Source organism: Paraburkholderia sp. UCT31 (assembly GCF_014397655.1).
Lineage (GTDB): Bacteria > Pseudomonadota > Gammaproteobacteria > Burkholderiales > Burkholderiaceae > Paraburkholderia > Paraburkholderia tuberum.
Window position 1 is genome coordinate 1 of record NZ_VZQP01000044.1, and the last position, 22,264, is coordinate 22,264.

The 22,264-nt window shown below is 63.6% G+C and carries 19 protein-coding genes and 1 pseudogene; 11 read left to right on the forward strand and 9 right to left on the reverse strand.

Going from position 1 to position 22,264, the window contains the following annotated elements:
* Window positions 1-195: 195 nt before the first annotated feature.
* Complete coding sequence (locus tag F6X40_RS29730; protein ID WP_187630272.1) at window positions 196-1,581, reverse strand: spinster family MFS transporter; 1,386 nt, start codon at window positions 1,579-1,581, stop codon at window positions 196-198.
* A gap of 413 nt (window positions 1,582-1,994) precedes the next feature.
* Here F6X40_RS29730 and F6X40_RS29735 point away from each other — a divergent pair, with 413 nt between their 5' ends.
* Window positions 1,995-2,786, forward strand: a complete 792-nt coding sequence (locus F6X40_RS29735) for a GntR family transcriptional regulator (RefSeq protein WP_262421585.1) — start codon at window positions 1,995-1,997, stop codon at window positions 2,784-2,786.
* Between the two features lie 13 nt (window positions 2,787-2,799).
* On the opposite strand, the pseudogene F6X40_RS42690 reads toward F6X40_RS29735, so the two are convergent.
* Window positions 2,800-3,284: pseudogene (locus tag F6X40_RS42690) on the reverse strand (DDE-type integrase/transposase/recombinase); the annotation flags it as partial.
* 547 nt (window positions 3,285-3,831) lie between these two features.
* Between F6X40_RS42690 and F6X40_RS29745 the strand changes: the two are divergent.
* Window positions 3,832-5,073, forward strand: coding sequence for a porin (locus F6X40_RS29745; RefSeq protein ID WP_262421586.1), 1,242 nt, complete (start codon window positions 3,832-3,834; stop codon window positions 5,071-5,073).
* Window positions 5,074-5,410: 337 nt separating this feature from the next.
* On the opposite strand, the gene F6X40_RS29750 is transcribed toward F6X40_RS29745, so the two are convergent.
* From F6X40_RS29750 to F6X40_RS29780, 7 genes are all read right to left on the reverse strand, one after another.
* Complete coding sequence (locus tag F6X40_RS29750; protein ID WP_187630274.1) at window positions 5,411-6,736, reverse strand: 3-hydroxyacyl-CoA dehydrogenase; 1,326 nt, start codon at window positions 6,734-6,736, stop codon at window positions 5,411-5,413.
* 7 nt (window positions 6,737-6,743) lie between these two features.
* Window positions 6,744-7,526, reverse strand: a complete 783-nt coding sequence (locus F6X40_RS29755) for a crotonase/enoyl-CoA hydratase family protein (RefSeq protein WP_187630275.1) — start codon at window positions 7,524-7,526, stop codon at window positions 6,744-6,746.
* A gap of 55 nt (window positions 7,527-7,581) precedes the next feature.
* Window positions 7,582-8,562 (reverse strand): PDR/VanB family oxidoreductase, encoded by a 981-nt coding sequence (locus tag F6X40_RS29760; protein WP_187630276.1) that lies wholly within the window; start codon window positions 8,560-8,562, stop codon window positions 7,582-7,584.
* A gap of 19 nt (window positions 8,563-8,581) precedes the next feature.
* Window positions 8,582-9,820, reverse strand: coding sequence for an aromatic ring-hydroxylating dioxygenase subunit alpha (locus F6X40_RS29765; RefSeq protein ID WP_187630277.1), 1,239 nt, complete (start codon window positions 9,818-9,820; stop codon window positions 8,582-8,584).
* A 33-nt stretch (window positions 9,821-9,853) separates the two neighbouring features.
* Entirely contained in the window at window positions 9,854-10,855 is a 1,002-nt protein-coding gene (locus F6X40_RS29770) for an amidohydrolase family protein (protein WP_187630278.1), read from the reverse strand.
* A gap of 74 nt (window positions 10,856-10,929) precedes the next feature.
* Window positions 10,930-11,307 (reverse strand): RidA family protein, encoded by a 378-nt coding sequence (locus F6X40_RS29775; RefSeq protein WP_187630279.1) that lies wholly within the window; start codon window positions 11,305-11,307, stop codon window positions 10,930-10,932.
* Window positions 11,308-11,343: 36 nt separating this feature from the next.
* Window positions 11,344-12,087: a GntR family transcriptional regulator gene (locus tag F6X40_RS29780; protein ID WP_187630280.1), complete on the reverse strand. Its 744-nt coding sequence runs from the start codon at window positions 12,085-12,087 to the stop codon at window positions 11,344-11,346.
* Between the two features lie 316 nt (window positions 12,088-12,403).
* Here F6X40_RS29780 and F6X40_RS29785 point away from each other — a divergent pair, with 316 nt between their 5' ends.
* From F6X40_RS29785 to F6X40_RS29825, 9 genes are all read left to right on the forward strand, one after another.
* The gene (locus tag F6X40_RS29785) at window positions 12,404-14,554 is read left to right on the forward strand and encodes an acetate--CoA ligase family protein (RefSeq protein WP_187630281.1); all 2,151 of its coding nucleotides are present in this window, start codon (window positions 12,404-12,406) and stop codon (window positions 14,552-14,554) included.
* A 27-nt stretch (window positions 14,555-14,581) separates the two neighbouring features.
* Window positions 14,582-15,763 carry an acyl-CoA dehydrogenase family protein gene (locus tag F6X40_RS29790; protein ID WP_187630282.1) on the forward strand — a complete coding sequence of 394 codons (1,182 nt, stop codon included), beginning with the start codon at window positions 14,582-14,584 and terminating at the stop codon, window positions 15,761-15,763.
* 14 nt (window positions 15,764-15,777) lie between these two features.
* Complete coding sequence (locus F6X40_RS29795) at window positions 15,778-16,923, forward strand: acyl-CoA dehydrogenase family protein (RefSeq protein WP_187630283.1); 1,146 nt, start codon at window positions 15,778-15,780, stop codon at window positions 16,921-16,923.
* Window positions 16,920-18,083, forward strand: a complete 1,164-nt coding sequence (locus F6X40_RS29800) for a thiolase domain-containing protein (protein ID WP_187630284.1) — start codon at window positions 16,920-16,922, stop codon at window positions 18,081-18,083. Before F6X40_RS29795 ends, F6X40_RS29800 begins: the two co-directional genes overlap by 4 nt.
* A 2-nt stretch (window positions 18,084-18,085) precedes the next feature.
* The gene (locus F6X40_RS29805) at window positions 18,086-18,547 is read left to right on the forward strand and encodes a Zn-ribbon domain-containing OB-fold protein (RefSeq protein WP_187630285.1); all 462 of its coding nucleotides are present in this window, start codon (window positions 18,086-18,088) and stop codon (window positions 18,545-18,547) included.
* Between the two features lie 25 nt (window positions 18,548-18,572).
* Window positions 18,573-19,802: a CaiB/BaiF CoA transferase family protein gene (locus tag F6X40_RS29810; RefSeq protein WP_187630286.1), complete on the forward strand. Its 1,230-nt coding sequence runs from the start codon at window positions 18,573-18,575 to the stop codon at window positions 19,800-19,802.
* A 36-nt stretch (window positions 19,803-19,838) separates the two neighbouring features.
* Entirely contained in the window at window positions 19,839-20,837 is a 999-nt protein-coding gene (locus F6X40_RS29815) for a protocatechuate 3,4-dioxygenase (protein ID WP_187630287.1), read from the forward strand.
* A gap of 76 nt (window positions 20,838-20,913) precedes the next feature.
* Window positions 20,914-21,567 (forward strand): RraA family protein, encoded by a 654-nt coding sequence (locus F6X40_RS29820; protein WP_187630288.1) that lies wholly within the window; start codon window positions 20,914-20,916, stop codon window positions 21,565-21,567.
* A gap of 34 nt (window positions 21,568-21,601) precedes the next feature.
* Window positions 21,602-22,264 carry an RraA family protein gene (locus F6X40_RS29825; protein ID WP_187630289.1) on the forward strand — a complete coding sequence of 221 codons (663 nt, stop codon included), beginning with the start codon at window positions 21,602-21,604 and terminating at the stop codon, window positions 22,262-22,264.

The following is a 22,264-nucleotide window of genomic DNA, read 5'->3' on the forward strand; positions in this document are numbered from 1 at the left end:
CTTCGTCTCGCATGGCTGGTTGCCGCATTCTGCCGCAACCAGCCATGCACCAGCTTGCCGGTTCAGGGCGCCTCAAGGGTTCGCTGCGCCGGGCTCACGCCCGCCCTTGACCCGCCAAATCACCCACTCGGGTTTCAAAAGAGGCCATTTTCCGTGATCCGCCCGACAACCTGACAGTACCCTCGCCCAACAGGCTTAGCGGTGCTTCAGATGGCGCGCCGCACGGAGGTAATGGACGGCCGACCAAATCAGGACCACGCTCACAGTCTGCATGGCGTAGCGCACACCATTGGCGGAGGCGTCATGACAAGCCGATGCGAACGGCCCCTGCAACCCGGTAGCGGCACCATGCGGTCCTTTCGGCGCGGTACACAGCGCGTGAAAATTACCCTGCGTGAACAGATGCGATGCGAAGCGATCGCTGAGGAAACCCACCACTGGCGTACCGAGGCCCTGACCGATCAGGTTCATCAGCAGGAACACAATGGCGGACGCGGTAGCTCGCATGCGCGGCTCGACGATGCCCTGCACGACCGCGAAAGTCGGGCCGTTCCATACGTTCAGCAAGACTGTGCCGATGAACAGTAGCGCCACACTTACCTGCCATTCATTCGTGATGAAGGCGAGCGCCAGTAGCGGAAAACCAAGCCCAGTGCCCAGCGCCGGAATCCGTGCATACCAGCGGCGATCCTTGACGCTGGCCCAGTCCGCGGACACCCCGCCGAGCGTATTGCCGATGATGCCACCCACGCCGAGCACCAGACCAAAAATCAGGCCGGCTTGAGCAAAGCTCATGTTGTAGACGCGGATGAAATACATCGGGATGAACAGGTTGATACCGTACTGGGCAAACGCACCGATCACCGTACCAAGCAGCATCTGCACGAAGGCGCGGCTCGAGGTCAGCAACTTGAACACTGCGCTCAAGGGCGGAGCATCGGCGCTGGTGTTCGCTGCGATACCATCCGCGTCGCCGCGCTTGGGCTCACGCAGCGTAAGCCACGCCAGCAGGCCAAACGCGAGACCCGGCAGGCCCACCACGAAGAACACCGGACGCCAGCCAAGGTGCTGCACGAGCCAGCCGCCGCCGAGCGCACCGGCCAGCACGCCGATCGGCGGCCCCAACGCATAGACTGCAAGCGCGCTGGCCCGGCGGCGCGGACCGAACTCGTCGGCGATCAGCGAATGCGAAGTCGGCGTGCTGCCGGCCTCGCCGACACCCACTCCGAGGCGATACAGCATCAGTTGCCAGAAACTGCCTGCCGTGCCACACAGCGCAGTCATCGCCGACCAAGCGATGATTGAGATCGAGATCAGCACAACGCGGTTAAATTTATCGGCCAGACGGGCAATCGGCAGGCCGAGCACCGAATAGAAAATCGAAAACGCCAGGCCGCCGAGCAGGCCGACCTGAAAGTCGCTGAGGCTCATATCGATCTTCACGGCCTGACCAACGACCGCAATGATGATGCGATCGACAAAGCTCGACGCATAGACCAGAACCAGCAGCAGCAAAAACCATCCGCGATACCAAGTACTGCTCGATCTCGTGCCCGCGTTCTGGGCGGTTAGTTCTTTCATATTGGATGTCTCCACGTATCCACGACTTCGGCTATCCGGATGGTCAAAACCGTCCTTCGGTTAAGCGCCCGGTGTGTATGCCACGATTGGTATCGTGGAATGTTTTTAGGGATTCTGATGCATAAACATCGGATGAGCAATAACTGCACGGCCGTGGCGGCGTTATCGTTTTCACCTAACCGCCTACGGGCATAACGGCGCGAACTGCTCGTCCTGCCGGCAGCGAGAGCTTGGCGGAAAGAAGCTATAAAGAGGACAAGATGACGTGCCCGGTAAGCGACCGCTGCCCGTCCGTGGATGGCCGCGATTCAACGCCTAACGGGAGATGGCAGCGAAAAGAGCCTCATGGCTGCTCCCTATGCCAATAAGGGCCAACCTTGGTGGAGTATCTGGTATACCTGTACGATAGTAATATGGATACGTCTAGGTATCCGATTACCCAACCTCTTTTTATCTGTCATTCTCGTTTGATGAGTCAACACCCGAAAATGAGCCGGTCTGCTGAAATCAAGGCGCTTCTTGAAGCGGAAATTGAGCGCGGTGAGCTGGGCCCAGGTGCACCGCTCGACGAGCGAACGCTGGCGGCGCGCTTCAACGTCTCACGCACGCCAATCCGCGAGGCGCTTCAGCAGCTTGCCGCTCAGCGGTATGTACAGATCGTGCCGCGGCAGGGCGTGTTCGTGAGCAAAATGTCAGTGCCTCAACTGCGCGATGTGCTCGAACTGCTCAGCGAGCTTGAGGTAGTGTCGGCCCGCCTCGCTGCGCGGCGCATGAACGACCAGCAGCGCGCGGCCCTCCAAAAGGCAATCGACGATGGCGTGACTGCTTTGCAGGCCAACGATGCGCGCGGTTTCGCCCGCGCCAATGTGGCATTCCACGAAGTGATCTGCAGTGCCTGCCATAACGATTATCTGGCCGATCAGATTCGCTCAATCCGCCGCCTGATCTCGCGTTACCGGCCCAAGCCGTTCCTCGCGCCGAGCCGGCGCGAGAAGGCCATCGCCGATCACCAGAAGCTGGCGCAAGCCTTGTTGTCGGGCGATGAAAGCGCGGCTGCGGCTGCTATGACCGAACACTCGCCGGGCGGGGACACGGGGTTTTCAGAGTTTCTCGCGACACTGCCGGCCGAGTACTTCGCCAGCGCGCCTGCGCCGGGCCGCGAAGTCGATCTTTCGTCGATGGCCCCCATCTATGAAGACGATTGACGGGATCGTCGAGTTACCGGGAGCGGAACGGACGAATGCAGGTGTGACGCCGATCAGAAAGCAGTCGACGGATAGCGGTGAGTTCGGCGAATTCGCTCCATGCAACGAACCGGGCGGCGAGTTGCTTGCGGTGGAGTGAAGCGTGCAGCAAATGCTGCCTGAGCGCGAAATGTTGCGGGATTGGCGCATCGCCGAAAGAAATTGCCGTGTGCGCTTCGGGCCGCGAAAGCGGCGCATGGGATGCTCGCGCTCGCGTGCCGGCTGGCGACGGTTCTCCGCGCGGTCATTCGGTCAGGCGGCCGCCTTGACGAACCCGTGCTTCGGGTTCGCAAGCTGCGGGATGCGGGCTTTTGCTGCCCGCTAGCTGCGCAACTGATCGATGACGATCCTTGCACGGCACCTCGAGCGCAGCACACACTTGAAGAAGCGTTTTGGGGCTTTGTCGCGCCGCTTTTGCACGGGCATGTGGAGGGCAACGCCATACTCGTCGAGCGCGCGCCCACGGTATACCGCGCTCAAATACCCGTTCCCCGCTGTCGCGCAAGCTCAACTGAATGCCGCAGTGCAAGCGAACAGCACAACTGATGACCTCGATCACGCCATCGAGGTAACCGATCCGACAATTTGCCAATGCCCGATTGACGGGCTGCGCGCCCGCTCTGATGTTGCGAATCACGCTCCTTCCCTTGGTTCTGAGCTAACGCTCCCAAGAGGGCATTTTTTGGGGGTACGCCAATCCACAGGCGCGACGCAATAGGTATACGCACCCGGCGTTGTGTGTATGCATCGTCCTGTCGCGCCATTTACATCATCCACGCTACTCCGTCCGACCGACATCGTCTTCATGCGAGGCTGCATGCCTGAGTTCGCGAACCTCTGCGCCTGATTTGACCCCGCGTCCCTATGTTGGGGCGGGAAAACCATGACCCGATAACTTCAACGTATACTTGATTGGCGTTGAGGTATGCGGAAGAATCGTATAAATATTCCAATTCACGTTTGTGGGATATAAGCAGTCGTCGATCGTGACGGGTGCTGAAGGGCCATGCCTGATCTGGATCGACGCGAAGGTGACGACCCTATCCGGCAGTTTTTCCAAACAGAAAGAGAAGCGGTGGAGACGAAGATGAAGAGAAAAGTGATGGTGGGCGCGATTGCAGCGCTGGCGTCGGTAGGTGCGCACGCGCAAAGCAGCGTCACGTTGTACGGCATTATCGACAATGGCCTGACCTATGTGAACAACGTAAAAGGCAACTCGCAGTTCAAGCTCGATGACGGTATCAACCAGGCTTCGCGTTGGGGCCTGAAAGGCAACGAAGATCTGGGTGGCGGTCTGAAGGCGATCTTCACGCTCGAGAACGGTTTCTCGCTGAATACCGGTACGGCTACTCACGGTGGTGCACTGTTCGGCCGCCGCGCCTTTGTCGGTCTGTCTAGCGACAAGTTCGGTACCCTGATTGCCGGTTACGACTATGACTTCATCTACGATTACATTTCGTACTACGCGAACGTTGCTCAGTTCGCGCCGTCGTATGCGTTCCACGGTTCGTATGACGTCGACCGCCTGGCTGGTGAGCCGGTCAGCAACATGGTGCGTTATGAAACGCCGGTCTGGCATGGCTTCGGTGCTGGCCTGATGTATGGTTTCAGCAATACACCGGGTCGTCTCGGCGGTACGTTTAACGGTGCAGCGAGCGTGTTCAGTGCTGGCCTGAAGTACAGTCCGACCGGTATGTTGAACGCGCCGTACTCGGTGGCCGCAAGCTTTACCCGCACGCAAGGTGGCGCCGTCGGCGCAACTGGTGGCCCGGGTGCAGGTACGATGGCGCAGTACGCCCTGCAGGCGGATGCGATTTACACGGCAGCGTTGGCTGGTCAGGTGCATCTCGGTGATCGTTTCGCATTGAACGGTGTGTACACGTACACGAGTGCGAATAGCCGGACGCTTGGCACCGTTGTGTCAAGCGGCTATGAGGCAGGCCTGACCTATCAGGCATCGCCGTTTATGACGTTCGGTGCTGGTTTTACCTATATGGATCAGCGTAAGCTCGGCAAATTCAATCTGTATAGCTTCGGCGCCGACTATCGGCTGTCGAAGCGTACGGACGTATATGCCTTTGGCACCCTGCAGCATGCATTTGCTGGTCGCCAGTTTGCTGACAACTTCCTGATCTCGACGCCGCAGTCGTACGGTGCCACCGTTGGTACGACTGCAATTTATGGCAACGGGCGTTCGAGCACGGCTAACCAACTCGCGGTGCAACTCGGTATTCGTCACCTGTTCTAACCGGTCAGGAACAAGCCTATAGGCATGCATGGGGTTTCCCGGCATGCCATGCCTCAGACGCCACGCTTATGCGTGGCGTTTGCTCGCCCGGCAGACCGGATCACGCCCGGTTGCCTGGTTGTGCGTGTGGGAGAGCTTTCGCGCCAACAGGATTCAATCGTGCTCGACGCGGATTATCCGCGCGAGAATGCGTTAAGAGGCGCTATGACGGACAACGAAGCACTGAGAGTTGTGCTTCGTCAAAGAACAAAGGGCAGACACTCATCCACATCAGGTCTGGCCTTTCTATTTGAGCCATGCTGCCGCGTGAAGCGGGCAGCATGCTCCATGGCGGAGATCAGAGATCGGCAAAGCTGCCGTTGCTGGTCGCGAGCTTTTCGAGCAGCGGCGCCGGCTTCCACCAGTAGCCGTACTCTTCGTACAGGCGCTTGATGTCCTGATAGACATTGGCGAGCCCGATCTGCTCGGCGTAGTACATCGGGCCGCCGAGCCTGACCGGGAACCCGTAGCCGGTCACGTACACCACGTCGATATCGCTTGCGCGCAGCGCGATACCCTGTTCGAGCAGCTTCGCGCCTTCGTTGATCATGCCGTACACGCAGCGCTTGATGATCTCTTCCTGCGAGATCCGACGGCGCGTGATGCCCATGCGTGCCGATTCCTCGACGATGTACTGCTCGATTTCCGGATCGCAACGCGGCGTACGGTCGCCCGCTTCATAGCGGTACCAGCCCTTGCCGTTCTTCTGCCCGAGGCGGCCCATCTCGACCAGTTTCATGATCAGGTCGTTCCAGCGGCGATCGTTCGGACGCGTGGCCATCTGCGCCTTGCGCGTCTGGTAACCGACGTCGTTACCGGCCATGTCGTGCACCGCGAAAATACCCATCGCATAGCCGAAATCCTTGAGCGCGGCATCGACTTCGTGCGGCAGTGCGCCGTCTTCGACGAGGAAGTGGGCTTCGCGATTGTAGTTGCGGAACAGCGCATTGCCGATGAAACCCGGATACACGAGCGAGTACACCGACACCTTGCCCATGCGGCGGCCGAGTTCCATCAGCGTGACGACCGCGTCGTCGGAGGTCTTGTCGGCACGCACAACCTCGAGCAGGCGCATCACGTGTGCCGGGCTGAAGAAGTGTGCGCCCACCACGTCCTGTGGGCGCTTCGTGACAGCGGCGATCTCGTTGATGTCGAGACCCGACGTGTTGGTTGCGAGGATCGCGCCAGCGTTCGCGCGCTGATCGAGTTCGCGGAAGATGCCTTGCTTCAGGCCGAGATCTTCGAACACGGCTTCGATGACGATGTCGGCGTCTTTGACGTCGGCGATCGCAGTCGAGCCCGTGATCAGGGCGAGGCGGGCATCGCGCGTGGCGTCGTCCAGCTTGCCACGCTTGATACTCTGGTTGTAGTTGTCGCGGATGCGTGCGAGGCCGCGCTGCAGACCTTGGTCGTTGGCATCGATCAGCTTGACCGGGATGCCGGCCGCCACGAGCGCCATGGCGATGCCGCCGCCCATCGTGCCCGCGCCGATCACGGCTGCGCGCCCGATATCGCGCGGCTTGACCCCGGCAGCGACAGGGATTTGCGCGGCGGCCTTTTCGGCGGCCTTCACATGGGCTAGTGCCGCGGCTTCCTGCGGCATGATTTCTGCGGGTGCGTTCATCCTTGCGTTACTCCGGCTTGACGAGTTTGGCGTTTCCGTCCACGAAATTCTGCAGACGTGCGGCGGTTTCGGGCGAGCGCATCATGTTCGAGCTCATGTACTCGAGGAACAGACCGTCCTCATGCGAGAGATCATTGACGCGCGGCAGCAGATTGGTGATGCGCCAGTTGGTGTCGGGGACGTTCTGCGCGATCTTTGCTGCGATCTCTTTCGCCTTCTCAAGCGCGCCGCCTTCGGGCGTCAGGTAGGTAATGATGTGCTCGCGCTGGCCTTCTTCTGCGTTCAGCAGTCGGCCGGTCAGCATCATGTCGGCCATCACGGTGTAGCCGACCACGCGCTGGATGCGCACGGTACCGCCGCCACCGACGAAAATGCCGCGCTGGCCTTCGGGCAGGCCGAAGAAGCAGGTCTTGTCGCCGACGCGAACATGCGCGGCGGTCGCCAGTTCCAGCCCCCCGCCCACCACGGCGCCGTGCAGCGCCGCGACGAACGGGACCGGACCGCGCGCGATGCTATCGAACACTTCATGCCACGAGTGGCGGCGGCGCTTCTTCAACGGCGCCGTCTGGCCAGTCGCGCGGGACAGCGCCTCGCGCAGGTCGAGGCCGGCCGAAAAGTTGCCGCCATGGCCGTAAATCAGACCGCACATGGCTTCGTCGCCGGCGCGGTTGACTGCGTCGCGCAGCTGGGAGATCACGTCTTCGTTGATCGCGTTGCGTTTTTCGGGACGATTCAGGCCGATCAACGCCACTGCGCCGTCGAGTTCGTAGGTAACCAGAGTTTCGCTCATACGGCGCTCCGTTGGATATGTTGTCTGGTGATGTTCAATAACGCTGGTCGACCGGTCAAAGGTCGAGCACGAGGCGCTCGCTCTTGCAGCGCGAGACGCAGACCTGCATGACTTTACCGGCCGCCTTATCGCGATCCGACAGGTAGGTATCGCGGTGATCGATTTCGCCGCCGCAGACTTGTGTCGAGCACAGGCCGCAGTAACCGGAACGGCAGTCGTACATGACGTCGACGCCGTTATCGAGCAGCGTGTCGAGCACCGACTTGCCGGCGGGCACGGACAGCACTTTGCCCGAGGACTTCAGCTCGATTTCAAAGGCCGTGTCGGCTTCCTGCGGTGCAGCTTCGCTGAATAGTTCGTAATGCAGGTCGCACTCGTGCCAACCGCGCTGGCGTGCCGCCGCGAGCACCGCGTCGATCATTCCGGCCGGCCCGCACACATAGATCGGCTGGTTGACCTGGGCGCCGTCGAGCAGCGCGTCGATCGACAGGCGCGTGGCGCTGTCGTCGGCGTGCAGCACGAGGCGCTCGCCCGCGAACGCGCGCAGCTCTTCGACGAACGGCAGCGCGTCGCGCGTGCGGCCCGAGAAATGCAGCGAGTAATCGCGTTTGAGTGCGTTCAGCTCCGCTGCCATGGCCGCCATCGGCGTGATGCCGATACCGCCGGCAATCAGCATCACCGAAGGCGGGGCGGCGAGCGGGAAGTGGTTGACCGGTGCTCGCACCGTGAGCATGGCGCCGGCCTGCAGCGTGTGCATGAAGCGCGAAGCGCCGCGGCCTTCGTCCTCGCGCCGGATGCCGAGACGGTAGGCGCGCACGCCGGCGCGCGTATCGATCCGCGGATCGGTATTGATCAGCGAATACGAGCGCCATTGCGCCACACCGCCGTCGGCAGCCGGGATCTCCACCTGGATATGCGCGCCGGGCTCGTAGCCCGGCAGCAGCGCGCCGTCCCCGGCTTCGAGCGTGAAGGACCTGATCAGCGAGGTCGGCGCATCAACCGACGCGACACGCAGCTTGAGAGTAGGGTCGAGCATGGTGGTCATTGCGTAGGTATTACTTTGCGTCGGTCAGGGTGCGCCAGTCGGCGCCGGCCTGCAGCACGCCGCCAGCCGAGACGGCCTTCGAGTAATCGAGTTCCGGGCTGTCGGCGAGGGTCGGCGTCCTGCCGGCGATGAACTCGCGCGCGGCCTTGAGCAGCAATGCGCGCACGCGCAGCACGGCGCCGTCGGCCGAGCACAGTTGTTCCTGCGTGCGGTCGTAGATCGGGCCCTGGCCGAGGAACATCGCGAAGTCTTCTGTGCCGAGGTGCTGGTAGAAGCCCGTCGCGTGGCCGCGCTTCATGAGGTCGCGGTTCTGGCCGAACGATTCCTCGCGCGTGCCAGGCGGCAGCGGCGGGAAGTTCCAGACGTCCGGCGTGGCTGACATGATCGTCATGCCGAGTGGGCGGTGCTGGTTGTACTGCACGAACCACGCGCGGTGTGTCACGTCGTCGACCGGGGTCGAGAAGAACACCGTGGTCGGGCCCTTCGCGTCGGGCGGGCAGATGATGCCGTACCACGGCATCACGAAGTTGTTGACGCGCGCGTAGACCTTCTCGTCCGGCATGTCGCGCAGGGCGGCATAGCGGTAGCCATACGGGCGGTCTTCGAATTCGAAGCGCGGCGCAAGTGCCTTCGTCATGATCATGCGCTCGTTGCCGCCGCCCGCGGTGATCTGCGTGGTCGACTCGTGCAGCACGCCGACGTGCGACGAATCCATCGACGCTTCGACGGCCTGAACCCAGTTCGTCGGCACTTCGACACTCGTGACCGAACGGTGCTCGGCCGGCAGGTCCATGAACGGCAGTTCGGGGAAGCGCGGCGGGGTGTCGCCCTTGCCGAGCCACACCCAGACGAGACCGCCGCGCTCTTCGACGCGGTATTGGCCGGTCTTCAGGCGCTTGCAGAACTGCGCCTGATCGCCGACCTGGTTCGGCGCCTCGACGACGGCACCGGTCGCGTCCACCTTCCAGCCGTGGAAGATACAGCGCAGGCCGTTGTTCTCGTTACGCGCCATCATCAGCGAAGTGCGGCGGTGTGGGCACAGTTCGTCCACGATGCCGACGTGGCCGTCGGTTGCGCGGAACGCCACATAGTTCGTGCCGAGTAGGCGCACGAGCACCGGTGCGCCATCGGCCACGAGCTTCGCCGACGGCACGGCCGGAATCCAGTAGTGCTGGCGGATCATGTCGCCCATCGGCGCGCCGTTCTCGACGCGCGTCAGCAGCTCATTGTCCTCACGAGTCATTGCCATGATCTGTCCTCTCCGAGTTTTGCGTCCGGCGCGTCAGGCCTTGTAGTTGCGGAAGGCACGCGTGTAGACGCGCGTGCAGTTGCATTCGAAGATGTTCTTGCGCTGCTCGTCGGTCAGCCACTCGATGCTTTCGATAACCGGCTTCATGTCGTCGTAGTCGCGGCCCGAGACCGGATCGCGCGCGCTGCCTGTACCCGGTTTTTCGGTGCCGAACATCACGTTGTCGGTGCCGGCGACCTTGAGCAGCAGCTCGATCGAATCCTTCGAGTAGTTGCAGGTGTCGAAGTAGAGCTTCCTCAGCTGCTCGTCGAACGTCTGCGGGCTGTTGCGGCGCGCCGCCCACGAACGGAAACGGCCCATCTGGTAGGGGATCGCGCCGCCGCCGTGCGCGACGATGATCCTCAGGTTCGGATACTTCTCGAACACCTTCGATTCGAGCAGCGAGATCACGGCGATGTTCTCTTCGTTGATGAACTTCAGCGTGTACGACTCGCGCGGGTTGCAGCTGCCTGCCGAGTGGATCAGCGCCGGCACGTCGAGTTCGGTCATCGCGTCATAGAGCGGGTACCAGAACGGGTCGCCGAGGCCAGCCGGTGCCGGGCCTTCGCCTTCGGTCGGGTCCGGGTTCAGCAGCGTGCCGACGAAGCCGAGTTCGTTCACGCAGCGCTTGAGTTCGGCGACGCAGCGCTCAGCCGGCGAGTCGTTCATGAACTGCGGCAGGCCGGCCACGCCACGGAAGCGGTCCGGGAACATGTCGACGAAGCGCTTGATCAGGTCGTTGCAGTGACGCGTCCACAGTTCGGTCACGCGCGCCGGCTTGACCGAGTGCATCTGCAGGTAGGGGCGCGGCGAGATGAACTGGATGTCGGTGCCGACCGAATCCATGCTGCGCACGAGTTCTTCGGCCTGCTTGCGCACTGCTTCGTCGGGGATGTTCGGCGTGGTCGATGGGTTCGCGCGGCCGCCGACGAGTTCCGCCATGTAGCGGAAGCTTTGCGGGGGCATGACGACGTGGGCGTGGGAATCGATGATCATGGATGAGCCTCAGTTAGGTTCGGAGTGTTCAGTAAAAGGAGCGATAACTTGTGCACGGCGCGCTTTTGTGGCGCTCAAGCGATTACCGCAAGGGTTTCGAGCTGGATGACCATGCCGTGCTGCAGATCGTGCACGGTCACATGGCGTGCCGGGCGATGCGCGGCATCGGGCCAGAAGGCCAGCCAATGCGCGTTGATGTGTTCGCGGACCGAGTCGTCCTTGACGTAGACGGCGAGCTTCACCACATGGTCCAGCGTGGCGCCGCCCGCATCGAGGAAGCGCTTGAGGTTTTCGAACGCGAGGCGCACCTGATCGGCCGGGGTCTCGGCGAGCTTGCCGGCGGCGGGGTCCTTGCCCGCAATCGCCGACGAGCACAGCACGTTGCCGACGCGCGAACCAACAGGGATCGGTACCTTGTGCGCGAGGCCGGGAACGTCGATGGATCGGGGCATGTCTCCTCCGTGTCTATACGTGGTGAAGGGCGCGCGTCAGTCCGCGCCCAGATCGAAGAAATGGCGCGGCACGGCCGCGAGGAATTCAGAGAAACCGGTGGTGCCGGCCGGCACGTGTTTCATCATGGCTTCGGCGGCTTTGGCTTCGTTGCCGCTCTGGATCGCACGCGCGATGTCGAAGTGCTCTTGCAGCGAACGCGCGATCTGGCCGCGGTTGCGCAGGTCGGCCATGCGGTAGCGCTCCGAGCGGCGGCGCGCCGTGCGGATCTGCTCGGCCAGGTACTGGTTGCGGCTGCCTTCGTAAATCAGGTCGTGGAACTGCGCATTGGCGATCGCATACTGGTCCGTATCGCCTTCTATGGCTGCCTGCTGGCATGCCATCAGGGCCCGATCCAGTTGTTCGCGCAGTTCGTCGCTCGCACGGCGCGCGGCGAAACGCGCGCACAGTGTTTCAAGCTCGCCTATGTATTCGAGCATGGCGCGCACCTTGGCAATCGACAGGCGCGCCACGGCAATGCCCTGGCGCGGCGAGACCACCACCAGATCGCGCGCGACCAGATGCTGCAGCGCCTCGCGCACCGGCGTGCGCGACACCTTGAACCGGGCCGCGAGCGCACGTTCGTCGATCGGCGTGCCCGGAGCGAGCTTGCCCTGTTCGATTTCGGCCTGCAGGGTCGCCCGAATATCGCTCGCGAGACTGGCCCTACCGCGCGCAGGCGCCTCGGGCGCTTCGCCCGGCGCGCCACTGCGCTCAAGAGTGGGGTCGACTGCAAGTTTCATTGGGTAGCTCGGGTGGGTGTGTTGGTGAGTGGCCAAAATATACCAATATGAATTTCTGGTATGCAAGATGTTGGTTCCCCTTGGTCTACCTCGGTAGTCCTTCGGAGGTCGGGCGTCCAAGAGATAAAATTCTTATATTTCAATTGGATAGGTCTAACCTCGACACACCTTCTTCGATTGTCTAGGGAAAGTACCAGGGTGGGTTTTTGGTGTCTGGTGTATTGAGAAGCCGCTTCTGGTATGCCAGAATGCATCGCATCACAGCGGATTCTGGTATGCCGGATCCGGATTCAATCAACATCACAGGTCAGATCAGATGAGCAAGAGCCTTATAGATGTCGCAGGCGTGCAGCCTGTCGAGCGTGTGCTCAAGCCGAAGTCGATCGCGATCGTCGGTGCATCCGCCGATCCGCGTGCTTTCGGTAATTTCGTGCTGCAAAACCTCGAGCGTTTCGGTTATGCAGCCGATATTCATCTCGTGTCGCGCAGCAGTCAGGAAATCAATGGCCGCGCCTGTGTAAACAGCGTCGAGGCGCTGCCGCAAGGGATCGATCTGGCCGTGCTGTGCATTCCCGAGTCGGGCGTGCTCGATACGGTGCGCACGCTCGGCACGCTGAAGGCCGGCGCCGCCGTGATCTTCGCGTCGGGTTATGCCGAGGCAGGTGACGAAGGCCGCGCGAAGCAGGAAGAGCTGGCGCGTGTGGCAGCCGAAGGCGGTGTTGCGCTGATCGGTCCGAACTGCATGGGCTTCACGAACTTCGAGGCCGGCGTGCCGGTGACCTTCGAAGCCGTGGCGCCGTACCCCACCGGCGGCCGCCGTGGCGTGGGCGTGGTGGCGCAGAGCGGCGCGATGGCCGCGAACCTGCGCGACGCCTTCATGGGCCGTGGCCAGCCGATGACGGCAACCGTTTCGACCGGTAACGAGGCGAGCCTCGGCATCGAAGATTACCTGGCATGGTTCATCGCCGATTCGCAAACGAGCGCGATCGCGGTCTACGCCGAGCAGATCCGTCGCCCGCAGACGTTCCTGCGGCTCGCACGCGAAGCACGCGCGGCCGGCAAGCCGATCGTGATGCTGATGCCGGGCAAGAGCGCGCGTGCCCGGGAGGCGGCGCAGTCGCACACAGGCGCACTGGCAGGCGATCACGCAACGGCGAGCGTGCTGCTGGCGCGCGAAGGCGTAGTGGTCGTTGATTCGCTTGACGAACTGTTCGACACGACGACGATTCTGGCGCGCTTCCCGGTGCCGCCGTCGGCCGGTACGGCGGTGATGACGGCTTCGGGCGCGATCAAGAACATCACGCTCGATTTCGCCGAGGACATCGGCATGACGCTGCCGCGCCTGACCGCGCCGACCATCAGGAAGCTGACCGAACTGCTGCCCGACTACGCTGTGGCCGACAACCCGCTTGACTACACGACGATCGGCGTACGCAATCCGGGGCTGATCGGCGAACTGATTGATACGGTGCTGGCCGATCCGAACATCGGTTCGCTCGTGCTCTCGATCATGGGTGGCCCGTCGATCGCGCAGCGCGACAAGGCCGATCACCTCGTGCCGGCTGTTGCGCGCGCAACGAAGCCGGCTGTGCTCGCCGTGATGGGTGACAACAACAAGCTTGAAGATTTCTTCACGGAAGCGATCGCCGCGAGCGGCGTGCCGTTCTTCCGTTCGCCGGACCGCGCGCTGCGTGCGTGCGCCCGCGTGGCCTCGTATGGCGAATCGCTGGCGCGTGCCAAGCGTGCCCGCGCCGAAGCGCCGAAGGCGATCCCGCTGCCGGGCGCCGTGCCGCCGAACGGCATCTTCGCCGAATACCAGGGCAAGGGCTGGCTCGCCGCGGCCGGTCTGCCGGTGCCGAAGGGCGGTCTCGCGAAGTCGTTCGACGAAGCGCTCGAGATCGCCGATGAAATCGGCTACCCGGTCGTGCTCAAGGCTCAGGCGAGCGAACTGCCGCACAAAAGCGACGTCGGTGGCGTGGTGGTCGGCCTCGCCGACGCCGTCGCGCTGCGCGTCGGTTGGGACAAGCTGCACATGAGCGTGAAGTCGCACCGCCCGGAGCTGGTGCTCGACGGCGCGCTGGTCGAAGCGATGGGCCCGCGCGGTCTGGAACTCGTGGTGGGCGCCAGGCGTGACGCCGACTGGGGTCCGGTCGTGCTCGTGGGTCTCGGCGGCATCTTCATCGAAGTGCTCAAGGACGTGCGCCTCGTGCCGGCAGACATGTCGGAAGACGACATCGTGGTCGAGCTTGGCCGGCTGAAGGCCGCAGCGATGCTCGAAGGCGTGCGCGGCGCGGCAGGTGTGGACACCCGGGCCGTCGCGAAGGCCGTGGCGGCGATTGCCGACCAGATGCGCGCGAACCCCGAAATCACCGAAATCGATGTCAACCCGCTGGTGGCCTATCCGGACCGCGTGCTGGCGCTCGACGCACTCGTGGTATGCGGCGCCAAGGGCCCCGCCCATCACTGAGCCCCCGGATCAGAGGAGACATATCGAATGAAGCTGGAATTCTCCGCCGAGGACCAGGCATTCCGCGCCGAAGTGCGCGAGTTCGTGAAGCAGAACCTGTCGCCCCGCCTGAAGCGAAAGGCCGAACTCGGTCTGCGCATCGAGCGGGAAGACTACGTCGAGTGGTATACGAAGCTCTACGAGAAGGGCTGGATCGCGCCGTCGTGGAAGAAGGAACACGGTGGCCCGGGCTGGACGCACGTGCAGCGCTACATCTTCGACGAAGAGACGCTGCTGGGCGGCGCGCCGCGTATCGTGGCGAGCGGCATCAACATGCTTGGCCCGGTGCTCAATGCATTCGGCACGCCTGAGCAAAAGGCTACGTACATCCCGAAGATCCTGCGCAGCGAAACCTGGTGGGCGCAGGGCTTCTCGGAGCCGGGCGCAGGCTCGGACCTCGCGGCAGTGCGCACGACGGCCGTGCTCGACGGCGATCACTTCGTCGTCAACGGCCACAAGGTCTGGACCTCGTACGCGCACTGGTGCGACATGATGTTCGCGCTCGTGCGCACCGATCCGGCCGCGAAGCCCCAGGAAGGCATCTCGTTCCTGTTGATTGACATGCATGCGCCGGGCGTCGAAGTTCGCCCGATCAGGATGCTCGAAGGCGGTACCGACCTCAACGAGGTCTACCTCGACAACGTGCGCGTGCCGAAGGAAAACCTCGTCGGCGAACTGAACAGGGGCTGGACCTACGGCAAGTTTCTGCTCGGCCATGAGCGCACCGGTATCGCCGGTATCGGTTCGTGCAAGCAGCAGCTTGCGCGCGCCAGGCACCTCGCGAAGCAGCAGGGCCTCGAAAACGATCCGCTGCTCCAGTCGCGCATCAGCCGCTTCGAAGTCGAGCTGATGGCGCTCGAATTCACGGGCCTGCGCATGCTGAGCGAGAACCAGGCGAGCTGCGTGCCAACGGTTGAGGCGCCGATGCTCAAGGTGCGCGGCACGGAGCTGCGCCAGGGCATCTACGCACTCCTGACAGAAATCGCTGGCCCGTTCGCCGTGCCGTTCGACGAGCAGGCCATGCTCGATGCGGCCGGCTACGAAGGCCCGAGCCCGGACGAACTGATCGCGGTGGCGGCGAACTACTTCGACGCACGCAAGGTGTCGATCTACGGCGGGACCAACGAAGTGCAGCGCAATCTGATCAGCCGCGCGTTCTTCAATGCTTGAGGCGGAATACGAATATGGATTTTTCTCTGACTGAAGATCACGTCACGTTGCAGGATGCGGTGCGCCGCTTCTGCGATGGCGAATATCCCGCGCACCTGCGCGGCAACGCCGAGGACAAGGAACTGGCCGCGAAGCGTCGCCAGGGTTTGGCCGAGATGGGCCTGACCGGCCTCGTGATCGACGCCGCTCACGGCGGCAGCGGTTACGGTGCGGTGGAAACGATGCTCGTCGCGCAGCAGCTGGGCCGCGCGCTCGGCGGCGCGGGCTGGCTCGCGAGCGGCCTGCCGGCTACCACGCTGATCGGCTCGGCCGGCAGCGTCGAACAGAAGGTCGCATGGCTCGAAGCCGTGGCAACGGGCGAGGAGGTGCTTGCGTTCGCCGTTAGCGAAGCCGAGGCACGTTACGACATCACGCGTCTGGCTGTGCCCGCCACCGAAACTGGCAACGGCTGGAAGATCAACGGCACGAAGACGATCGTCTTCGACGCTGCAATCGCCGATGCCTTCGTGGTGGCGGTGCGTACGGCGGGCCAGCGCGGCGACAGGGAAGGCCTGTCTCTTTTCCTCGTGGACGCGAAGGCGCCCGGCATCAGCCTGCGCAACTTCGAGACGATCGACGCACGCGAAGCCGCGCACGTCACATTCGACAACGTGGCCGTGAGCAAGGCCGATCTGATCGGTGCGGCCGGTGCGGCCCACGACCTGATCGAAGCTGCCCTCGACCGCGCGAATGCCGCGCTGGTGGCGGAGTCGGTCGGCGTGCTCGAAGCACTGCTCGAACACACGTCCGAACACCTGACGACACGCACGCAGTTCGGCGCGCCGCTCGCGAAGTTCCAGGCGCTGCAACACCGCGTGGCCGACATGCTGATCTCGCTCGAACAGAGCAAGTCGATGGCCTGCGCAGCCGCGATGGCCGTGGACGGGAACGATCCCGAGCGTCGCCGCCGTTTCGTGTCGGCTGCGAAGGCCTATGTCGGCGACGCGTGCCGTGCGGCCGGCGAATGGGGCATCCAGCTGCACGGCGGCATGGGCATGACGGAAGAGTGCCGCGTCGGCCACTACGCCAAGCGCATGTTCGCGATCAACATGACCTATGGCGATGCGAGCTGGCATCTGCAGCGCTTCACCTCGCAGCGTCTCACAGAGGAGGCGGCATGAGCCTGAACGGAGCAGCGTATATCGTCGGGGCCTACGAGCACCCGACGCGCAAGGCGGATGACCTGTCGGTCGTGCGCCTGCACGCCGATGTGGCGAAGGGCGCGCTCGAAGACGCGGGCCTGACCAGGGACGACATCGACGGTTACTTCTGCGCCGGTGACGCGCCAGGCCTCGGCACCACGACGGTCGCCGAATACCTGGGCCTCAAGCTGCGCCACGTCGATTCGACCGAGTGCGGCGGTTCCGCGCCGATCCTGCACGTCGCGCACGCGGCGGAAGCGATCAAGGCCGGCCGTTGCAATGTGGCGCTGATCACGCTCGCGGGCCGTCCGCGCGCAGCAGGCGCCGCGCTGTCGCTGAGAGCGTCGGACCCGGACGCGCCGGAAGTGCAGTTCGAATTGCCGTTCGGCCCGGCCACGCAGAACCTGTACGGCATGGTCGCGAAGCGTCACATGCACGAGTTCGGCACCACGAGCGAACAACTCGCGTGGATCAAGGTCGCGGCCTCGCACCACGCGCAGCACAACCCTAACGCGATGCTGCGCAACGTTGTGACCGTCGAGGACGTCGTCAATTCGCCGATGGTGTCCGATCCGCTGCATCGTCTGGACTGCTGCGTGATGAGTGACGGCGGCGGCGCGCTGATCGTTGCCCGTCCGGAAATCGCGAAGCAGCTCAAGCGTCCGCTCGTCAAGGTGCGCGGCACCGGCGAGGCGCCCAAGCACTCGGCTGGCGGCAACATCGACCTGACCTGGTCGGCAGCGAAGTGGTCAGGTGCGGCTGCGTTCGCCGAGGCCGGTCTCACGCCGCAGGACATCAAGTACGCGTCGCTGTATGACAGCTTCACGATCACGGTCCTCATGCAGCTCGAAGACCTCGGCTTCTGCAAGAAGGGTGAGGGCGGCAAGTTCGTGATGGACGGCGGCCTGATCTCGGGCGTGGGCAAGCTGCCGTTCAATACCGACGGCGGGGGCCTGTGCAACAACCATCCGGCGAACCGCGGAGGCATCACCAAGGTGATCGAAGCGGTGCGCCAGCTGCGCGGCGAGGCACACCCCGCCGTACAGGTCAAGAACTGCGACATCGCGCTCGCGAACGGTATCGGCGGCGCGCTGGCGTCGCGTCACACCGCGGGCACGCTGATCATGGAACGGGAGTAATCATGAGCACGACTCAACCGACTACCGGCGCCCCGGCTCAGGGCGCCACGCCTGCTGCCAAACCCGCAGCGAAGCCAGCTGGCCCGCGTCGCATCCCCGCGCCGCGCGTGCTGCCTGAGGCCATGCCGTTATGGGAGGCCGCGAAAGAAGGGCGCCTCCTGATCAAGCGCTGTGAGGACTGCGGTGAAACGCATTACTACCCGCGCGACATCTGTCCGCACTGCATGAGCTCGAACACCGAATGGGTAGACACGAAGGGTTTGGGCACAGTCTATTCGTTCAGCACCATGGGCAAGGACGAGGCGCGCTACACGCTCGCGTACGTGACGCTTGACGAGGGCGTGACGATGCTGACCAATCTGGTCGACTGCGATCCCGCAGCGCTCTCGATCGGCCAGCGCGCGAAGCTCGTCTTCAAGCCGAGCGAGGGCGAATACCCGGTGCCGATGTTCACGCCGGCCTGAACGAGACCAAAGAGGAGACAAAGGCATGTCAGCCAATTTCAAGGAAAAGCACAGCCGCCACGATCCAAAGAAAGGTCCGCTGTCGCGTTTCACGATCATCGACGCCTCGCGCGTACGCGCGGGCCCCACGGCCATGCGTGTGTTCGCGGACATGGGCGCGCGCGTGATAAAGCTGGAGATCCCGCCTGGCGCGCCGGGCGGTGACGACATGATCGGCGGCCGCGACCATAACCGCGCCGACTACGAGAACCTGCACCGCAACAAGGAAAGCCTGACGCTGAACATGAAGGACCCGGCCGGCCTCGAGATTCTCCGCGAGCTGGTCAAGCGTGCCGACGTGTTCATCGAGAACTTCCGCCCCGACGTCAAGGATCGCCTCGGCATCGGTTACGAAGCCTTGCGCGCGGTCAATCCGCGCCTCGTGTACGCGAGCATTTCGGGCTTTGGCCAGGACGGCCCGTATGCGAAGTGGCCCGGTTTCGACTCGATTGCGCAGGGCATGGGCGGCTTGATGAGCCTGACCGGCAAGCCGGGCGAAGGTCCGATGCGCGTCGGTATCCCCATTGCCGACCTGTGCTCGGGGCACTTCTGCGCGCAGGCGATCATGACCGCGCTGCTCGAACGCGAAGCCTCGGGCGAGGGCCAGTGGGTGCAGACCTCGCTGCTCGAAGCGCAGATCGCGATGCTCGACTTCCAGGCCGCGCAGTGGCTCGTGGACAACAAGGTGCCGCTGCAGATCGGCAACGAGCATCCGCTCACGGTGCCGACCGGCGTGTTCCCGACCAGGGATGGCTTCCTGAATCTGGCCGCGATCGGCAATTCGATGTTCGCGCGCCTGTGCGAGGCGCTCGGCCTGCAGCACCTGGTCGGCCAGCCTGGCTACGAATCGGACCCGGTGCGCGTCGAAAACCGCGATGCAGTCAACAAGACGGTCGGCGAGGTGTTCCTCACGCGCACCACGCGCGAGTGGACCGAGCTGCTGATCAAGGTCGGCGTGCCGTGCGGCCCGATCTACAAGGTCAACGACGTATTCGACGATCCGCAGGTCAAGCATCTGGGCATTGCGTGGCCGGCCAATGTGCCGGGCAAGGGCGAAGTGTCGTTCGTCGGCACGCCGTTCCGTCTCTCGCGCTACCCGCGCGCGCAGACGCCGCGCCTCGCGCCGGAGCAGGGCGAGCATACGCAGGCGATCCTGAACGAGCTTGGCTACGACGATCAACAGATAGAGCAGTGGCGCTCGGCCTTCGTAGTCTGACGCGCATTAACGGCAGGTATTGAAGAGAGAGACGAAATGGCACGACTGGTCGCCGGATTCGGTTCATCGCACAGCATCATGCTGGTTTGCCAGCGCGAAGACTGGCAGCATGGTTTCAAGCAGGTCGATCCGAAGAATCCTTATTACTTCGATCGCCTCGGCAACCCCACGACTTATGACGAGCTGCTCAAGATCGCCCCGACGGATTGCGAGGCGATGGTGACGGCCGACAAGATGGGCGAGCGCTACGATCAGGCTGAAGCGGCCATGGACGAGTTGCGCGAGCGTATCCGCGCGGCGAAGCTCGACGTGTTGCTCGTGGTCGGCGACGACCAGACCGAACTGTTTCGCACGACCAGCAATCCGGCCTTCGCGATCTACTACGGCGAGACGATCCGCAACGCGAAGCGCGTGTCAAGCCCGAACGAAAGCTGGTACGCGAAGGCGCGCACGATGCGCCAGGAGCCGGATGCCGACGTGCACTATCCCGTCGAGGCCGACATGGCGCGCTGGCTGATCCGCGAGCTGTGCGACCGCGATTTCGACATCACCGCGATGGACGGTCTCGAGCGCGACCAGTACGAGGGCCATGCGTTCTCGTTCATTCACCGCCGCTATATGCAGGGGCTCGACCTGCCGGTGATCCCGGTCATCGTCAATACGTTCGATCCGCCGAACCAGCCCACGCCGCGCCGCTGCATCCAGCTCGGCCGTGCGCTGCGCGAGCTGATCGAGGCGTACCCCGAAGACCTGCGTGTGGGTGTGCTCGCCTCGGGCGGCCTGTCGCACTTCGTCGTGGACGAGGAACTCGACAACGGCATCATCGACGCGATCCGCCGCAAGGACAGCGAATGGCTGGCCGCGCTCGATCCGAAGAAGCTGCAGGCTGGCAGCTCGGAGATCCGTAACTGGATCATCGGCGTGGAGGCACTGAAGTCGCTCGACCTCGAATGGATCACCTACGTGCCGGGTTACCGCACAGCGGCCCTGACCGGCACGGGCCTCGCTTTCGCGGCTTGGCATTCGCTCGACTGAACGCGGCAGCCCTGTCCGTCCAGGACGGGGCGCTCGCATCGCACTTCAAGTTTTTTTCAGGAAAGTACAACACATCATGGCTGACCAAAACGTACAGCGCCTGCGCCGGCTCGATTGCTGCGCCGTGTCGGACGCGCTCGACAAACTCAAGCTGAGCGGCGTGGTGAGCGGTTTGCCACAGCGCGCCGGTGCCGGCCGCGTCGCGGGCCGCGCGATTACCGTCAAGCTCGACACGGGCGAAGCGCCCCCGGGACCGTCGGTGCACCTGGGCTGCACCGCAATCGAACAGGCCGACGCCGACAACGTGATCGTGATCGAGCAGCGCAGCGGCGTCGAAGCCGGCTGCTGGGGCGGCCTGCTTTCACTTGCCGCGAAAGTGCGCGAAGTCGCAGGCGTGGTGGCCGACGGGCCCGTGCGCGATATTGACGAAGCCATCGCCTATGAACTGCCGGTGTTCAGCCGCGCGACCACGGCGCGCACAGCGCGCGGCCGCGTGGTCGAGAAGGGCACCAATGTGCCGGTGCAGATCGGCGAAGTGCAGGTGGAGGCAGGCGACTATGTCGTGGCCGACAACAGCGCTGTGATCTTCATCCGCGCCGGCGACATCGGCATCGTGCTCGACACTGCCGAGACGATCGTCGCAAAGGAAGCCGCGATGGCCAAGGCGATCCTGTCTGGCTCGCCGGTCGGCAAAGTGATGGGCGGCAATTACGAACACATGCTCGCCTGAACGCAATTGCAATCCACGGAAGAAAACGCAAACCATGACGACAAACGACAACCACAACGTCGAGCGCGCTGCGAGGCTCGATACGGCCACCCTCTCCGACGCCCTCGACAAGCTCGGCATCAACGGCCAGTGCTACAGGATCAAGGCGCGCAGCACGGATTTTCGCATCGCGGGCCGCGCGTGGACCCTCAAGTACGGTCCCGCCGCGAATCCACCCGGGACGGTGGGCGACTATATCGACGACGTGCCGCCCGGCGCGGTCGTCGTGCTTGACAACGGCGGCCGCGAGGACGCGACCGTGTGGGGCGACATCCTTACCGAGATCGCACACCGCCGCGGCCTGGGTGGCACGGTGATCAACGGCGTGTGCCGCGACGTCGCATTGTGCCTCAAGCTCGGCTATCCCGTGTTCAGCCGCGATCACTGGATGCGTACCGGCAAGGATCGCGTGCAGGTGGAGGCGACCGACATTCCGGTCAACATCGGCGACGCGCGCGTGCAGCCCGGCGACATTCTGCGTGGCGATGCCGACGGCATCATCGTGATTCCGCGCGAGCACGAGGACGCCGTGCTCGACGACGCCGAAACGATTCACGATGCTGAAGAAGCGATCCGCGAGGCCTGCCGTGGCGGCATGCGTCTCGACGAGGCGCGTAAGCAGTTCAAGTACCATCAACTGCAGACCCGGGGAAAGTGA